Source organism: Microbacterium sp. (assembly GCF_051860965.1).
Lineage (GTDB): Bacteria > Actinomycetota > Actinomycetes > Actinomycetales > Microbacteriaceae > Microbacterium.
This window is the reverse complement of the sequence record NZ_JBIMKU010000001.1, coordinates 686,611-702,474: the sequence shown is the minus strand read 5'-3', so window position 1 is coordinate 702,474 and position 15,864 is coordinate 686,611. Positions and strand designations below refer to the sequence as shown.

The window sequence follows — 15,864 nt, the reverse complement described above, 5'->3', positions numbered from 1 at the left end:
GCTGAAGTCCGGCGGCGGTGCGAGCTCGTCGGGATCCCACACAAGATCGGCATAAGGGTCGTTGTAGGAGTGGGATGTCACGTGGCCAGCGTAATCATCGTCACCGACGTCACGCCTCAGACCTGAAGCTCTGTGAACCCACCCGGCGCGAGCGCCACCTGTCGAGGAGACGATGTCGTGAAGTCGGTCGCGCGCAGATCCACGGCGAACGGCGCGGGGTTCGCCTGAAGGCGCACGATGTACCGCCGCGCGGAGAGGCTCGAGATCGACGACCACTTCGTCTGGTCATCCTGCTCCTGGCCGTTCGGGCCGACGCCCGTCATGAGCCCGGCGGGGATGTCGAAGTTGTTGAGCACGTGCAGGCATGTCTGCTCCGCATCGGCCGCGCTCGCGCCGGCGTGCACGGTCGAGACGTACGCGGTGGCGCGCAGGAAGCGTCCGGTGCTGCCCGAGTCCCCCGGCAGACCCACGAAACCCTGCCCCTGCGCGAGCGGGGCGAACGTGACACCGCGGATGTCGACCGGCGCGGGGTTGGCCGGTCCGAGTCGCGGGAGCCAGTTGCGCACATTGTCGTAGTGCCATTCCAGATACGGGGCGTTCGTCGCGACGCCGAGCGGGTTGGGGTGAGCAACCGCTGCGCCATCCACGAACTCGACGACACCGGCATCACCCGACGCATCGTGGAGGACCACGTGCAGCGGCGGCACCGCCCCGAGCAGCGGGTTCACCGGCCCCCAGATCGTCCGTGTCGCGAGCAGCGCGAACGCCTCGGCGACGGTCGCCGCCTGCGTGAGTGCGAACGTGACGGCGTCGAGCACGGAGAGGTTCGACCCGGCATCCGGCGAAGGCGGCGGATACGACGCGAAACCCGGCATGTAGAGGGCGCCGGCGTACAGCCCGGCCTCGTTCATGCCGTCCGTGAGCCACTGCGGCCGGCCGACGGCATCCATTCCCACGACGCCGTGCACCGACGTCCACGTCGCGCCGTCACCGTCCGGGGCCTCCGACGTGAGCGTGACGTCGCGGGGGATGACCGTGAGATTCGCGCCGAGCATGTCGGGGAACTCCATCGTGCGACCGACGCACACGCTGCCGTCATCCGCCCGCAGTTGAAAGCTGGTGCACATGGGTAGCTCCGCTCCGCAGCCCCGCCGAGGGGCGCACTGATCGCGAGCCTATCGAGCGACGCGCGCGGTCGGCAGAGGCGGACGGCAGACCAGCAGCTCCGCCTGACCCGATGCGCCGACACCACCGGCCGCGTATGGCAGAAGCACCGTCGCACCACGCGCGACCCGAGTCGGTGAGCCCGCCTCGTCGATGAGCGCCAGCTCTCCGTCGACCACGACGACGATCGCGAAGCCGCGTTCGAGCGCCGCGTGACCGTCGACCATGACGCGCTCGACCCGGAAGAGCTCATCGGCCTGGGCCGGAAGCAGGGCCGTTCGCGACCCCGCACGGTGGACGAGACCGCTGATCTCCGTCGTCGTGCGCGGCCTTCGCTCGACCGCACTCAAGGCGGTGTCGAAGCCGACCCCGAGATGGCCCGCGACGGCGCCGTCGATCGCGAAGTCGCGCCATTCGACCAGGATCGACAGGTCCTCGGGCTCCTGCAGCTCGACAAGCAGGATGCCCTCGCCGATCGCATGGAGCACGCCGGCGGGCACGTGGACGACGTCGCCGGGGCCGACCTCGATGCGGTGCATCGCCGCGAGCAGTGCCGGGGTGTCCTGCCGCGCGACGATGTCGTCGAGCTCTGCCCGCTCGAGGTCCCGGGCGAGGCCGAGATGCACCTCGCCGGGGGTGAGGATGCACCACGCCTCCGTCTTGCCGTGCGCGGCACCCAGGTGCTCGGCCGCCCACGATCCGTCGGGATGCGCGTGAACGGGGAGCCGCTGCCCCGCGTCGAGGAGCTTGACGAGCAGCATCGGATCCGCTCCGTACGCCGCCACGTGCGCGGCGCCGAGCCAGGGGATCGGATCGGCCGCGATCGCGTCGGCGAGCAGCGTGCCATCCGCGAGCACCGACCGACCCGAGGGCGCCTCTCCGCTCACGGCCGTCACCGAGCCCACCCAGTCCTCGGGTTCGAACTCCGCCGCCGGCGCCTCGCCGCGGAAGTCGGTGATCCGACGGCCGCCGCGATAGAAGCGGTCGGCCGGACGATTCGAGGGCAGGACGAGGATTCCGGGTTCGGTCACAGCCGCACGACCTCCGTGACGCGCACCACGGCCGTGCCCTCTTCGACGGATGCCTCGAGATCCACGACCCCGCGGATGCGCCAGTCGTGATCTCCGGCGGGGTCGTCGATCGTCTGCTCGACGAGCCACTCTTCGGCGCGCTCGTCGATCGTGACGAGGCGCGGCGAACGCGCCGGACCGCCCGTGAGGATCTCGTCGTGATCGTCGAAGTACGCGTCGAGCGCCGCAGGCCAGTCCACGCCGGGATCCAGCTCGACCAGCTCGTCGTCGCGCTGCAGCGCCGCGAGCTGCACCCGGCGGAAGAGCTCGTTGCGTACCAGCACCTGGAACGCGCGACGGTTGGTCAGCACGGACGGCGGAGCCGGCGGCACCACGGGGGTAGCGGCATCCACCACCGGGTTGATCAGCGCCTCCCACTCGTCGACCAGTGACGAGTCGACCTGGCGCACGAGCTCGCCGAGCCATTCGATGATGTCGAGCAGGTCGTCGGTGCGCGCCTCGGCGGGCACGGTCTGGCGCACGGCGCGGTAGGCGTCCGAGAGATAGCGCAGCACGAGGCCCTCGCTGCGGGCGAGCTGGTAGAACGACACGAACTCGGCGAACGACATCGCGCGCTCGAACATGTCGCGCACGACCGACTTGGGGGCGAGCTCGAAGTCGCGCACCCAGGGCTGAGACGAGGCGAAGACCTCGAACGACTGCGCGAGCAGCTCGGCCAGCGGCTTGGGGTAGGTGACTTCCTCGAGCAGCGCCATGCGCTCGTCGTACTCGATCCCGTCGCGCTTCATCGCACCCACGGCCTCGCCACGGGCCTTGAACTCCTGCTGCGAGAGGATCGCCCGCGGATCGTCGAGGGTCGCCTCGATCACGCTGATGACGTCGAGCGCGTAATGCCCCGAGCCGGTCTCGGCCGAGAGGTCGTCGGGCGAGAGCAGTCCGATCGCGGCGAGCGCGAAGGGCGAGAGCGGCTGGTTGAGCGCGAAGTTGGGCTGCAGATCGACGGTGAGGTGGATGCCGGAGCCGTCCGCCACGACGATCTCGGCCGCCACGAGCGTGCGGAAGATCGCGATCGCTCGCCGGGCCAGGTCGTAGCGGCGGCCGCGCGGCTCGTGGTTGTCGAACACGAGCGACCGCACGTTCTCGAACACGTCGCCGCCGCGCGCGATGACGTTGATGAGCATCGCCGCCGTGAGCTGCAGCTGGGGCACGAGCGGTTCGGGTTCGGCGGCGATGAGGCGCTCGTACGAGCCCTCGCCCCAGTTCACGACACCCGTGGGCGCCTTCTTGCGCACGATCTTCTTGCGCTTGGCGGGGTCGTCCCCCGCCTTGGCGAGGGCGACGGCGTTCTCGATCTCCCACTCGGGCGCCATCACGACGACGTTGCCGTAGGTGTCGAACCCGGCGCGTCCGGCACGGCCCGCGACCTGCTGGAACTCCCGCGCGGAGATCTGCCGCATCCTCGTGCCGTCGTACTTCGACAGCGCCGTCAGCACGACGGTGCGGATCGGGACGTTGATGCCGACCCCGAGCGTGTCGGTGCCGCAGATGACCTTGAGCAGACCGCGCTGGGCGAGAGTCTCGACCAGCCGCCGATAGCGCGGGAGCATTCCCGCATGGTGCACGCCGATGCCCGAGCGCACGAGGCGCGACAGCGTCTTGCCGAAGCCCGTCGTGAAGCGGAAGTCCCCGATCGCCTCGGCGATGGCATCCCGCTGCTCCCGCGACGCGACCCGCACCGATGCCAGCGCCTGCGCGCGCTCGAGGGCTGCGGCCTGCGAGAAGTGCACGATGTAGACGGGAACCTCGTGCTCCTCGAGCAGGCGCTCGACGATCTCGTGCGCGGGGGTGCGCGCGTACGAGAAGTGCAGGGGCACGGGCCGCTCCACACCCGTGACGAGCGCGGTCGTGCGGCCCGTGCGCCGGCTGAGGTCGTCGGCGATGGATGCGACGTTCCCGAGCGTCGCCGACATCAGCACGAACTGCGCGCGGTGCAGGAGCAGCAGCGGCACCTGCCACGCCCAGCCCCGGTCGGGATCGCCGTAGAAGTGGAACTCGTCCATGACGACCTGGTCGACCTCGGCATCCGTCCCCTGGCGGAGGGACAGGTTCGCGAGGATCTCGGCCGTGCAGCAGATGATCGGCGCGTCGGGGTTCACCGACGAGTCCCCCGTCACCATGCCGACATTCGACGCGCCGAAGATGTCCACGAGGGCGAAGAACTTCTCGCTCACGAGCGCCTTGATGGGCGCCGTGTAGTACGAGCGTCCGCCGCGAGCGAGACAGGCGGCGTGCGCCGCGACGGCGACGAGGGACTTGCCCGTGCCGGTCGGCGTGGAGAGGACGACGTTCGCCCCCGAGACGATCTCGATGATCGCCTCGTCCTGCGCGGGATAGAGCTCGATGCCCTGCGCGCCGGTCCACGCGACGAAGGCGTCGTACACGGCGTCGGCGTCGTCGGTGTCGCCGATCCGCTGGAGCAGGGAGGTCATCCTCCGAGTCTCCCCTACGCACGGCATCCACCCGCTCCGAATCATGGCGGAACACCCATGCGGGAGCATACGTTGGAACAAGCGACGAGAGGACCCACGTGAGTGATCTGACCGATGACCGAACGGTGACCCGCGACGAGGCCGAGAGCCGCTACGAAGTCCGCCTCGGCGACGTGCTCGCGGGCTTCACCGAGTACCGCGTCGATTCGCGCGGCCGCTACGTCTTCCACCACACCGAGATCGATCCGGCGTTCGGCGGGCGCGGACTCGCGACGACGGTCGTGGCGTTCGCGATGGAGGATGCCGCGGCCCGGGGCGAGGTCGTGAGGCCGACATGTCCCGTGGTCGTGAAGTACCTCCGCACGCACGAGGTGCCGGGTCTCGAGATCGCCTGGCCCGACGGGGTCTGAGCCGTGACACGCCTCGACACCGACGCCGCCGTGGCGTCCGAGGAGCCCACGCCGAGCGACGGCCCCCGCATGCTGCTGCTCGAATCGCGCGAAGTGCCACTCGGCGGAGTGCGCGGCATGGAGGTGCACCGCTCGCTGCCGCAGCGCGATCTGCCCCTCGTCGGGGCGTGGTGCTTCCTCGACCGCTTCGGCCCGCAGGACACCCTCATGCGCGTCGAGCCGCATCCGCACATCGGCCTGCAGACGGTGACCTGGCCGCTCGTCGGCGAGATTTACCACCGCGATTCGATCGGCAGCGACGTCGTCGTGAGCCGAGGCGTCGTGAACCTCATGACGAGCGGTGCGGGCATCTCGCACTCCGAGTACTCGATCGGCGAGGGGCCGATCCCGCTCGATGCGCTGCAGTTGTGGATCGCCCTGCCCGAGAGCCGTCGCCACGGCGAGCCCGCCTTCGAACGGCACGAGCACCTGCCGATCGTCACGCTGCCCGATGCCGGCGGCGGGCGTCCGGCCGAGGCTGCCGTCGTCATGGGCGAGTTCGCCGGCGCGGTGTCGCCCGCGACGGCGTACACACCGCTCGTGGGGGCGGAGATCTTCCTCCCCGCGGGCAGTCGCGTCACTCTTCCGCTGCGTCCCGAGTGGGAGTACGCCGTGATCGGAGTCGAAGGAGAAGCGACGGTGGATGCCGCGGCATCCGTCGATCGCGGACACCTCCTCTACCTCGGCACCGGGCGCGACGCCATCGACGTCGCCGTCGACGAGGAGGCGACCGTGTTCCTCCTCGGGGGCGAGCCGTTCGAGGACGACATCGTCATGTGGTGGAACTTCGTCGGCCGATCGCACGACGAGATCGTCGAGGCGCGCGAGGAGTGGGAAGCCGAGTCCGCGCGGTTCGGACGTGTTCCGGGCCATGGCGCGGAGCGGGTCCCCGCCCCGCCCCTCCCCGCAGTCCGGCTGACGCGACGGCGCCGACGGGTCTGACGCGCGGCTACGATTTCCCACGTGGCGCAGCATTCACCCGGGGCTTCGGCCCGATCCGTCCTCTCGACGCGCGTCCTGCTGACGTGCGCCGCGATCGGCGTAGCCACCGGCATCCTCGGCGGAGTCGCGGGCTGGATCACCATTCCGGTGCTCGCGGGTCTGCCCGTCGTCTACGGGCTGGTGCTCGGCGTGCACGTGCTGCCGGGCATCATCGCCCAGGAGGCCCTCCGCCTCCCGTGGGTCGCCCTGCTCGCCCACGTCCTCGCGGCGCTCGTCTCGAGCGCGATCGCACCCATCTACGTCATGCAGTTCCTCGGCACGGCGGTGCTCTTCGGCGGCATCCAGGAGATCGTCGCGGCCGTCGTGCGCTACCGCTCCTGGGCCCCCTGGCGCTTCTTCATCTCGGCCGTCATCATCGGGCTGATCGTGGCGGCGGCCGTCTTCTTCGCCGCTCACCTCGGCGCGTTGCCGGTGTGGGCGCAGATCGTGTACCTCGCGATCTCGGTTCTGGGCCCGGTCGCCTGGACGGCAGTCGGCCTGGCCGTCGGCGCGGGTCTGCGGCGAGCCGGGGTCGTGCGCGCGACGCGTTAGGTCGGCGACTTAGGGTCGGCTAAGTTAGGAGAGACTAAGCACCCTCTCCGGAAGACTCTCGTGGCCGCACTCGAGCGTGACTCAGCCGCTCCGCAGGCGGCTGCCTCCGCCGATCCGTCGCCGCTCGTCCGCGTGCGCGGGCTGGGGATCACGCATGACGGCGAGGATGCCCCGACTCCGGCATCCGTCACCTTCGACATCGCACCCGGCGACGTCGTGCTGCTCCTCGGTCCGAGCGGCTCGGGCAAGTCGACGCTGACGCTGGCGCTGAACGGACTCATCCCCCACGCCGTACCCGCTGCGATGTCGGGATCGGTCGAGGTGGCCGGGCTCGACACGCAGACGGCGACGGTCGCCCGGTTGAGCACCCACGTGTCGATGGTGTTCCAAGACCCCGACGCGCAGCTCGTGACGGGAACGCTCCTCGACGAAGTCGCGTTCGGCCCCGAGAACCTGCGCATGCCGGTCGCCGACGTGCTCGCGCGTGCCGAGGATGCGCTGCGTCGCGTCGGTCTCTGGGAGCGTCGCGGGGAGAACCCCGACCGGCTCTCGGGCGGCGGGCGCCAGAGGCTCGCCATCGCGTGCGCGCTCGCGATGGGCTCGCCGCTGCTCGTCCTCGACGAGCCGACGGCGAATCTCGACCCGCGCGGGATCGAAGAGGTCTACGCCGCGCTCGCAGAGCTCGTCGCGGCGGGCGACCGCGCGATCCTGCTGGTCGAGCACAATCTCGACGCGGCCGTCGGGTTCGTCGACCGGGTCGTCGTGCTGGACGCCTCCGGAACCGTCGTCGCGGACGGATCGGTGGATGCCGTGCTGCGCGCCCGGGCGGAGGAGCTGCACGCGATGGGCGTGTGGCTGCCGATCTCGACCCTCGCGGCGCTGCGGCTGCGCGCGGCGGGCTATGCGCTCGACCCCCTCCCGCTCGCGCCGGCCGAGCTGCGAGCGGGTCTCGTGGGCGCGCCGGCCCTCGAGCGAAGGGGATCCGACCAAGAGGAGGATGCATCCGCCCCTGCAGTCCTTCTGCCGGCGCAATCTCCTTCGATCGCGTCGTCGCCGTCACTCGGTCGGAGCGTCGCGACTACGTCGGAGGATTCGGCCGGAATCCTCCGACCGAATGCGCATCCTCCGACCGAACCGGCGCTCGTGCAGGTGCGCGGCCTGTCGGTGCGTCGCGGGCGCACGGAGGTCCTGCACGCGGTCGACCTCGACATCCATGCCGGCGAGTTCGTCGCCGTCGTCGGCGCGAACGGCGCGGGCAAGACGACGCTCGTTCAGGCGATCGCCGGCGTCATCCCCCCGCCGCGCGGTGCCGTGCGGATCGACGGCCTCGACGTCGCGAAGACCGACACCCGCACGCTCGCGTCGCAGATCGGGTTCGTCTTCCAGAACCCCGAGCACCAGTTCATCGCGCACACCGTCTTCGACGAGATCGCGCACGGTCTGCGCCGACTGCGGCTGCCAGACGACGAGGTGCGCGAGCGCACGATGGCCCTCATCGCGCGCTTCGGCCTCGAAGGCAAGGCCGCGTCGCATCCGTTCCTGCTCTCGGGCGGCCAGAAGCGCCGCCTCTCGGTCGGCACCGCCCTCGTCGCGGGCGCGCCGATCCTCGCTCTCGACGAGCCGACCTTCGGCCAGGACCGCGCCCGCGCGGATGAGCTCCTCGGCGTGCTGCAGGAGCTCAACGACGACGGCACGACGATCATCGTCGTCACGCACGACATGCAGCTCGTCGCCGAGTACGCCCACCGCACGGTCGTGATCGGCGACGGGCGGGTGCTGCGCTCCGCACCGACCGCCGACGTCTTCGCCGATGACGCGCTCGTCGAGACTGCCGGGCTGCGCCCGCCGGCGCTCGCCCGCGCGTTCCGCGATCTCCCCGGCGATCTCGCCGGCATCACCCGGCTGGCCGATCTGCCCGGCGCTGCGTCATGACCGTCGCCGTCGATCCCTACGCCGAGCGGCCGGCCGCGGCATCCATTCGCTTCCTCTACGGTCTCAATCCGCTCGCGAAGCTCGCCGCGCCCGTTCCCGCGATCGTCGCGCTGATCTTCGTGCGGGATGCCGCGACCCCCGCCGTCTTCGTGCTGCTCGCCTACGCGCTCCTGATCATCGGCGTGCGATTCACCCGGCGACTCGCGAGCATCCTGTTCCTCGCGCTTCCGATCGCCGTCCTCGCCATCGGCGCCGGTTTCTCGGTCTGGACCGACGCCGCGCGCGTCGACGACACGGCCGTCATGTGGCAGATCGGATCGTGGACGATGTACGCCGGCGCCCTCGAGACGGGCTTCTCGACCGCGCTGCGGATCGCCGCCATCGTGTCGCTCACCCTCACAGCGGGGCTCTCGATGACCGGACCCGACCTCGTGCGCGCGACCGTGCAGCAGCTGCGCGTGCCCTACCGCATCGGCTACACGGCGCTCGCGGCGTTCCGCTTCGTGCCGCGGTTCGGACACGAGCTCGACGTCATCCGGCAGGCCCATCGCGTGCGCGGAGCCCACGGCGGACGGGGACCGTTCTCAGCCGTCGCCCGCTGGTTCGGCTACATCGTGCCACTGCTCGCGGGGGCTATCCGGCACGCGGAGCGGGTGGCGCTGGCGATGGATGCCCGCGCCTTCGGCGCTCACCCCGACCGCACCGAACGCCACCTCGTGCCGTGGCGCGTGCGCGACACCGTCTTCGTCATCGTGTTCTGGATCGTGTCCGCTGCGATCTTCGTCCTCTTCCGCCCGTTCGCCTGACCCGAAGGAGCTCGCATGGCCGTCGCCAGCCGACTCGTGAAGCCCGAGACGCAGGACCTCCTGCATCTGTCCGTCCTGCGCACGGAGCGTCTGTCACCGCACTGGATGCGGGTGACGCTCGGCGGCGGCGACATCGCGCGGTTCCGCCCGATGGGCTACGACCAGTGGTTCCGCATCTTCCTGCCGCTCGGCGGCGACGAGGGACTCGAGCGGCTTCCGGCCAAGGCGCACAAGCTCTTCGGCTATCTCAAGTACCTGCGGATCCCCGACGGCATGCGGCCCGTCATGCGCAACTACTCCGTGCGGGCGTTCCGACCGGCGACGATGGATGCTCCCGCCGAGCTCGACGTCGACTTCGTCCTGCACGGGTCGGCCTCGGACGGCACAGCCGGTCCCGCCTCGCGATGGGCCGAGACCGCCGAGCCCGGCGAGAGCGTCGTCATCATCGACGAAGGGCTCGCCTTCAACCCGGCACGCGGCACCGATCGCGTGCTGCTCGTGACCGACGAGACGGGCCTGCCGGCGGTGTCGTCGATCTGCGCGTCCCTGCCGTCGGCCGCGACCGGGCTCGCGATCATCGAGGTCGCGGAGGCCGCGGACGCCCTCGAGTTCCCGCATCCGAGCGGGGTCGAGGTGCGATGGATCGTGCGCGACCACGCGGCCAAGCCGGGCGCGCTCGCGCTCGATGCGCTGATCGCCTCCGACCTGCTGCCGACACCGTTCCACGCCTACCTCGCGGGGGAGCAGGCGCTGCCCACGGAAGGGCGCCGCCACCTCGTCGGCCGAGGCGTCTCGAAGGACCTCATCAGCTTCTGCGGATACTGGCGCGTGGGGGCGGCATCCCCCACCCCCAAGTCTCAGCTCGCCGGAGCGGAGGCCCACTCGTGAGCCGCGTCTCGACGGTGTATCTGCTCACGTGCGCCGCGATCGGCGTCGCGGGCGGACTGCTGCTGTGGGGCGCGGGCTGGGCATCCACCGCGCTGTTCGCACTCGCGCCCTTCTTCTCGGTGGCCCTGGCAGGGCTGTGGCTGCTGCCGGCGACCGTGGCGCTCCGCCTGCTCGAGCGGCCGGGCGCCGGCATCCTCGTCGGTGTCATCTCGGGCCTCGTCGCGTTCCCGTTCCTCGGCGCGGCGGTGTGGTGGGCGTTCTTCGCCGAACTCGCCTTCCTCGTCGTGCTCTACCGATTCTGGAAGACATGGCAGTACTACGCGGGCTCCGTCCTGGTCGGCGTGCTGTATCCGTTCCTCGCCGCGGAGTCGTTCAACCTCTGGTCGATGCCCGCGTGGACGATGGTCGCCTTCTTCGCGCTCACGATCGCGGGATGCCTCGTCGGCACAACCCTCGGCATCCTGATCGCCGACCGCCTGCGCGCCGCCGGCGTCGCGAAGCTCGCCCGCCGTCGCGGACTCGCAGGTCGCGGTCTCGGTCGGGGCAGCGGCCCCGCGGGCCAGCACTGACCCGCTTCGGGCACCCGATACGGTGATCGGGTGCCCTTCGCTCTCGCGCTCACCGTCGTGCTGGCAGGACTCGCGATCTTCCAGTTCGCCCTGATCCTCGGCGCTCCGCTCGGGCGCTGGGCGTGGGGCGGACAGCATCTCGTGCTGCCTGCTCGCCTGCGCATCGGCAGCGTCGTGTCGATCCTCATCTACGCGTTGATCGACATCGTCGCGTGGGACCGCGTGAAGGCGATCGACGTGTTCCCCGATCTGTTCTCGCAGATCGCGATGTGGGTGATCTTCGCGTACTTCGTGCTCGGCATCTTCATGAACGCGATCTCGCGGAGCAAGCCCGAGCGCTACACGATGGTGCCCGTGTCGATCGTGCTGGCGGTGCTGTCCTTCTTCATCGCGATGGGCTACGGCGTCCTCGCCATGGCCGCCTGATCCGTCACGCCTCCGGTGGCCGACGCAGGCGCTTGACGTCGGTGCGGAGCTGCTTCTGCTTGAGCCGGCGCTCTCTCGCACCCTTGGTCGGCTTCGTCGGGCGGCGCGGCGGCGCGGGCGCCCGCAGGGCCTCGGTCACGACGGCTGCCAGTCGCTCTCGTGCAGCCTCGCGGTTGCGCAGCTGCTCGCGGTGCTCGGATGCCGCGATCGTCAGCGCACCGTCCACGAGTCGAGCGCCCAGTCGGTCGAGGATCCGCTCGCGCTGCAGGGCCGTGAGCGCGCCGGACGCCGCGGCGTCCCACGTGAGCTCCACGCGCGAGTCAGCCGTGTTCACGCCCTGACCGCCGGGGCCCGACGAGCGCGAGAACCGCCACGACAGCTCCGACTCGGGAATCGTGAGCTCGGCCGTCACCCGAAGTCCGGAGCGGTGGGTGGCGGGCATGCATCCATCATCCCCGCCGCGGCGATGAGCCGGTGACGGAAGACGATGGATGCCGCGCCCCGGCGAGGGACGCGGCATCCATTCGCTCTCAGCTACCTCTTGCCGACGATCTGGCGCGAGACGAGATCGCGCATGATCTCGTTCGTGCCGCCGTAGATGCGGTGGACGCGTGCGTCCAGGTACGCGCGGGCGATCGGGTACTCGGTGATGTAGCCGTAGCCGCCGTGCAGCTGGACGCCGACATCGAGCAGCTCGGCCTCACGGTCGGTCGACCAGAACTTGACCTTCGCGGCCTCTTCGGCAGTGAGCTTCTGGTCCTTGTAGAGCATCATCGCGCGGTCGTTGTACGCCCACACGACGTCGACCGTCGTCGCCATGTCGGCCAGCTTGAAGCGCGTGTTCTGGAAGTCGGCGATGCGCTCGCCGAACGCCTCGCGGCTGATCACGTAGTCACGCGTCCAGACGAACGCCGCCTCGCACGCGGCCGCCGCGGCGACGCCGATCGAGAGGCGCTCGAGGGGCAGGTTCATCATGAGCTGGATGAAGCCGAGTCCCTCCTTGCCGCCGATGAGGTTCTCCTCGGGCACGAAGACGTCGCTGAACGACAGCTCCGCGGTGTCCCACCCGTGGAACCCCATCTTCTCGAGCTTCTTCGAGTGATCGAAGCCCTCCATGCCGTCTTCGAGGATCAGCAGGCTGAACGCGTCGGGGCGATTGCCCTCGCCCGTCTTGACGAACGTCACGACGATGTCGGCGGTCTTGCCCGACGAGATGAAGGTCTTCGCGCCGTTGACGATGTAGCCGCCATCGACCTTCTTCGCGGTCGTCTTGATGCCGCGGAGGTCGGACCCTGCACCCGGCTCGGTCATCGCGAGCGCGCCGAGGATCTCACCCGTCGCCATGCCGGGGAGCCACTTCTCCTTCTGCTCCTGCGTGCCCATGTGCACGATGTAGGGCACAGCGAGGTCGTCCTGGATGCCGAGGGCGCCGGCGAGCGAGCCCTGGCCCGCGCCGATGACCTCTTCCATGACGATCGAGCGGAACCGGTAGTCCTGCAGCATCCCGGCACCGCCGAACTCCTCGGGGACCGAGAGGCCGATGATGCCCGCCTCGCCCGCCGCGCGCATCGTCGCGCGGTCGACCTCGCCGTCGCGCTCCCACTGCTTGCGCTTCTCTTCGGTCGCGTAGCGCTTGATGAACTCCTTGACGACGTCGCGGAACGCCTCGTGGTCCTCGTCGTAGATGTCGCGCTCCATGAGCTGGGTCCTTTCGTATCGAATCCCGGCGGAGCCCTGCGGGGCCTCATCGCCGCAGGCGATTCTAACGAGGTGCCCGCGCGCGCCGCTCGATCATGTGGGATTGCATCCCATCATCCACGGCACTCAGTACCGGGATTTGTGGGATGCCTCCAGCCACGCCTATTCGGCGTAGTCGGGCGCGGGAGGCAGCCCGAAGAACTCCTCGAGCGTCTGCCACTCGCCCTCGACGTAGGCCCGCGCGAGTTCAGGGCCGATATAGCGCAGGTGCCACGGCTCGGCGAGGTATCCCGTCGCCGAGGTCGCGCCGTCTTCGTATCGCACGATCCAGCCGTACTCCCACGCGTGCGCGAGGATCCACGCACCCTGCGGCGAGGCGGCGAGGTCGTCGATCGACGCGCAGGATCCCGTGCACGGTGCGACGTCGGCCGCGAGACCGGACTGGTGCTCGCTGTAACCGGGTCGTGCGCTCACAAGGTCGGCGCCTTCGACACCGCGGCGTGAGACATGGCCGTTGTACGTACCGACCTGCGTCTCGTACGAGCGGTACCCGCTGACGACGCCGATCTCGCCGGCGCCGGCGGCTCGGGATGCCTCGGCCATCGCCGACAGCGCGGTCGCGGCGTCCGTCCGCAGAGCATCGCCGGCGGGGTTGCTCATGCCCGAGGGCGCGGCCAAGGGTGTCGGGCGGTAGTCGATCGGGGCGAACGGCCGCTGCTTGTCGACGACGACCCACACGCGGGCGGGGTCGTCGAGCGCGACGCAGGTCGCGCGGCCCGCGGCGACCGCGTCTCGGAACGCCACCGCACCGCCCGCCGCCGCGATCGTCGCAGCGTCGTCGCCCGCTGCCAGCGCGGCCGTGAAGGCGGGCTGGGCGCAGAGGTCGAGCTGCGTGACATCGAGTGCGGCCGGGGCCGGACGCAGAGCGGCCGCGCCGAGCCCCGCGCTCGCGATGTCGGCGGGAAGGTAGACGGGCGGATCGACGTCGGGCATCGACGCGTCCTCCGTCGACTGCTCGACGCTGCGATCGGGCACAGGCGGCAGATGCGCAGCGGTGACGGCCGACGCCGATCCGACGACGAGCAGCGCTGCGATCGTGAGCGCCCCCGAGGTGCGGTACCCGAACAGATTGCGCACTCGCGCGTGGTGGACGGGCGTGGGGCGAGGAATCACGCCCAGGTCGAGCAGCTCGCGCGATCGTCGACGCAGCGCGGGCCCCTCGTCGACCGCGCTCGCGGCCCAGGCGGGTTCGGGCACGAGCTCATCGGACTCCGGTGCGAGCTCTTCCGGCCCGGGCACCTTCTCGATCAGGCCGGGCTCGGCGTCGTCGGCGGCGGGGAGAGGAGGGGGGTCGCGGTGCAACGGAGCGAGGTGGACGACGTTCGGTCCCGTCGGCGCGGGCACCTGCGCGCGCTGTCTCGCCTGCGCACGCGTCTGCGGTTGCGCCTCCGAGATCGACGTCGGCGCGGTGGGGGTGCGGAGCCTCGACCGCACGATCTGGATGGGCGCCGTGTCGGCGGTCGCGCGAGCTTCGGCTTCGGCGTCGGCCGCTGCCCCGGTCGCATCGGGGATCGGCCCCTGGGCACGCCGAGCGGCACGCTCCCGCTGCGCTCGGGCGGCGCGGCGGGACGGCGTGGGCTCATGCCGTGGGGGCGCCGTCACCTGGACATTCTGACCCGGCTCTCGCGCGGACCACCAGGACATGAAGATGAGAATATTCTCCCGATTCGAATGTCACCCATGCCCGTCTTGACAGATATTCGAAGATCTGTTCCCATGGGATCATGAGATGGCAGGGTCAAGAGCTGGGGGTTCCGGATGCCGCTGCCCTCCCCGGCCTGGAGCACCTGAACGGTCTCGTGCAGTCGGTGACGACTCCCGAATTCGCCGGCATGACGTTCCACGAGGTGCTGTGCAAGTCCGCCCTCAATCACGTTCCTGGCGCGTCGGCGATGCCCTTCGACTGGACGATCAACCCCTACCGCGGCTGCAGTCATGCCTGCAGTTACTGCTTCGCCCGCGGCACGCACGAGTACCTCGAGCTCGACGCCGGGCGCGACTTCGACTCGCAGATCATCGTCAAGATCAATGTCGCCGACGTGCTGCGTCGCGAGCTCGCCCGCCCTTCCTGGAGCCGCGAGCCCGTCATGCTCGGCACGAACACCGATCCGTACCAGCGCGCCGAGGGCCGCTACCGGCTGATGCCCGGAATCGTTTCGGCGCTGACGGACTCGGGCACGCCGTTCTCGATCCTCACGAAGGGCACGCTCCTGCGGCGCGACCTGCCGATGCTCGCCGAAGCCGCGGCATCCGTCCGCGTCTCGATCGCGATGTCGATCGCCGTGTTCGACGAGACGCTGCAGAAGCTCATCGAGCCCGGCACGCCGAGTGCGAGCGCGCGCCTCGAGACCGTGCGGGCGGCGACGGATGCCGGATTCCGCGTCACCGTGTTCCTCATGCCGATCATCCCCCACCTGACCGACTCGATCGCCGCGATCGACGATGCGCTGCGGCGCATCAAGGCCGCGGGCGCGGTGCGCGTCGTCTTCGGCGCCCTTCATCTGCGGCCCGGTGCCAAGGAGTGGTTCCTGCAGTGGCTCGAGCGCGAGCATCCCGAACTCATCTCCTCGTATCGGGGGCTGTATCCCGGGGCGTCGACGACCGCGCCGAAGCCGTATCGCGCCTGGCTCTCGAAGCGTGTGCGGCCGCTGCTGCGCGTGCACGGGCTCGACGGCCACGCCGAGGACGACAGCACGCGCCCGCGTTCCGCCATGCCCGGGCTCGCGTCACGGTCGACCGTGAGCCAGATCAGGACCACCTCGCGCGGACGACTCGCGGCGGCGGGCGATACCGGGATGCTGTTCTGAATCCCGGCGGAC

15 protein-coding genes are annotated in these 15,864 nt (G+C 70.4%); 9 read left to right on the top strand and 6 right to left on the bottom strand.

Annotated features, from left to right (window positions below):
* Nucleotides 1–116: 116 nt before the first annotated feature.
* From ACTIFV_RS03300 to ACTIFV_RS03290, 3 genes are read right to left on the bottom strand one after another with little or no spacing between them, the layout of a single operon-like run.
* Nucleotides 117–1,127: a linear amide C-N hydrolase gene (locus ACTIFV_RS03300; protein ID WP_439591324.1), complete on the bottom strand. Its 1,011-nt coding sequence runs from the start codon at nt 1,125–1,127 to the stop codon at nt 117–119.
* A gap of 48 nt (nt 1,128–1,175) precedes the next feature.
* Nucleotides 1,176–2,195 carry a class I mannose-6-phosphate isomerase gene (locus ACTIFV_RS03295; RefSeq protein ID WP_439591323.1) on the bottom strand — a complete coding sequence of 340 codons (1,020 nt, stop codon included), beginning with the start codon at nt 2,193–2,195 and terminating at the stop codon, nt 1,176–1,178.
* A complete protein-coding gene (locus tag ACTIFV_RS03290) occupies nt 2,192–4,684 on the bottom strand; it encodes a DEAD/DEAH box helicase (protein ID WP_439591322.1) in 2,493 nt (830 codons plus the stop codon). Before ACTIFV_RS03290 ends, ACTIFV_RS03295 begins: the two co-directional genes overlap by 4 nt.
* Nucleotides 4,685–4,782: 98 nt before the next feature.
* Between ACTIFV_RS03290 and ACTIFV_RS03285 the strand changes: the two genes are divergently transcribed.
* Genes ACTIFV_RS03285 through ACTIFV_RS03250 form a run of 8 tightly spaced genes read left to right on the top strand, consistent with a single transcriptional unit; the run spans nt 4,783 to nt 11,287 of the window.
* The gene (locus ACTIFV_RS03285) at nt 4,783–5,094 is read left to right on the top strand and encodes a GNAT family N-acetyltransferase (RefSeq protein ID WP_439591321.1); all 312 of its coding nucleotides are present in this window, start codon (nt 4,783–4,785) and stop codon (nt 5,092–5,094) included.
* A gap of 3 nt (nt 5,095–5,097) precedes the next feature.
* A complete protein-coding gene (locus tag ACTIFV_RS03280; RefSeq protein ID WP_439591320.1) occupies nt 5,098–6,075 on the top strand; it encodes a pirin family protein in 978 nt (325 codons plus the stop codon).
* A 21-nt stretch (nt 6,076–6,096) separates the two neighbouring features.
* Nucleotides 6,097–6,666, top strand: a complete 570-nt coding sequence (locus tag ACTIFV_RS03275; protein ID WP_439591319.1) for an ECF transporter S component — start codon at nt 6,097–6,099, stop codon at nt 6,664–6,666.
* 60 nt (nt 6,667–6,726) lie between these two features.
* Nucleotides 6,727–8,598 carry an ABC transporter ATP-binding protein gene (locus tag ACTIFV_RS03270; RefSeq protein ID WP_439591318.1) on the top strand — a complete coding sequence of 624 codons (1,872 nt, stop codon included), beginning with the start codon at nt 6,727–6,729 and terminating at the stop codon, nt 8,596–8,598.
* Complete coding sequence (locus ACTIFV_RS03265) at nt 8,595–9,404, top strand: energy-coupling factor transporter transmembrane component T (protein WP_439591317.1); 810 nt, start codon at nt 8,595–8,597, stop codon at nt 9,402–9,404. The genes ACTIFV_RS03270 and ACTIFV_RS03265 overlap by 4 nt, the downstream gene beginning before the upstream one ends.
* Before the next feature lie 15 nt (nt 9,405–9,419).
* A complete protein-coding gene (locus tag ACTIFV_RS03260) occupies nt 9,420–10,292 on the top strand; it encodes a siderophore-interacting protein (RefSeq protein WP_439591316.1) in 873 nt (290 codons plus the stop codon).
* On the top strand, nt 10,289–10,861 hold the full coding sequence (locus ACTIFV_RS03255) for an ECF transporter S component (RefSeq protein ID WP_439591315.1): 573 nt from the start codon (nt 10,289–10,291) through the stop codon (nt 10,859–10,861). The genes ACTIFV_RS03260 and ACTIFV_RS03255 overlap by 4 nt, the downstream gene beginning before the upstream one ends.
* A 30-nt stretch (nt 10,862–10,891) precedes the next feature.
* Nucleotides 10,892–11,287: a hypothetical protein gene (locus ACTIFV_RS03250; RefSeq protein WP_439591314.1), complete on the top strand. Its 396-nt coding sequence runs from the start codon at nt 10,892–10,894 to the stop codon at nt 11,285–11,287.
* 4 nt (nt 11,288–11,291) lie between these two features.
* Here ACTIFV_RS03250 and arfB read toward each other — a convergent pair whose 3' ends face one another.
* The 3 genes from arfB to ACTIFV_RS03235 all read right to left on the bottom strand — a co-directional run bounded on the left by arfB (nt 11,292) and on the right by ACTIFV_RS03235 (nt 14,647).
* Nucleotides 11,292–11,729 (bottom strand): alternative ribosome rescue aminoacyl-tRNA hydrolase ArfB, encoded by a 438-nt coding sequence (arfB, locus tag ACTIFV_RS03245; RefSeq protein ID WP_439591313.1) that lies wholly within the window; start codon nt 11,727–11,729, stop codon nt 11,292–11,294.
* Nucleotides 11,730–11,821: 92 nt separating this feature from the next.
* The gene (locus ACTIFV_RS03240) at nt 11,822–12,985 is read right to left on the bottom strand and encodes an acyl-CoA dehydrogenase family protein (protein ID WP_439591312.1); all 1,164 of its coding nucleotides are present in this window, start codon (nt 12,983–12,985) and stop codon (nt 11,822–11,824) included.
* A gap of 162 nt (nt 12,986–13,147) precedes the next feature.
* Complete coding sequence (locus ACTIFV_RS03235; protein ID WP_439591311.1) at nt 13,148–14,647, bottom strand: M15 family metallopeptidase; 1,500 nt, start codon at nt 14,645–14,647, stop codon at nt 13,148–13,150.
* Between the two features lie 122 nt (nt 14,648–14,769).
* On the opposite strand from ACTIFV_RS03235, the gene ACTIFV_RS03230 reads away from it, so the two are divergent.
* Nucleotides 14,770–15,852 (top strand): Rv2578c family radical SAM protein, encoded by a 1,083-nt coding sequence (locus tag ACTIFV_RS03230; protein ID WP_439591310.1) that lies wholly within the window; start codon nt 14,770–14,772, stop codon nt 15,850–15,852.
* The last annotated feature ends 12 nt before the right edge of the window (nt 15,853–15,864 follow it).

Coding starts and splice junctions, on each gene's coding strand:
- ACTIFV_RS03290 (WP_439591322.1), bottom strand. CDS start 4,684: ATGACCTCCCTGCTCCAGCGGATCGGCGACACCGACGACGCCGACGCC.
- ACTIFV_RS03260 (WP_439591316.1), top strand. CDS start 9,420: ATGGCCGTCGCCAGCCGACTCGTGAAGCCCGAGACGCAGGACCTCCTG.
- ACTIFV_RS03300 (WP_439591324.1), bottom strand. CDS start 1,127: ATGTGCACCAGCTTTCAACTGCGGGCGGATGACGGCAGCGTGTGCGTC.
- ACTIFV_RS03265 (WP_439591317.1), top strand. CDS start 8,595: ATGACCGTCGCCGTCGATCCCTACGCCGAGCGGCCGGCCGCGGCATCC.
- ACTIFV_RS03230 (WP_439591310.1), top strand. CDS start 14,770: ATGAGATGGCAGGGTCAAGAGCTGGGGGTTCCGGATGCCGCTGCCCTC.
- arfB (WP_439591313.1), bottom strand. CDS start 11,729: ATGCCCGCCACCCACCGCTCCGGACTTCGGGTGACGGCCGAGCTCACG.
- ACTIFV_RS03240 (WP_439591312.1), bottom strand. CDS start 12,985: ATGGAGCGCGACATCTACGACGAGGACCACGAGGCGTTCCGCGACGTC.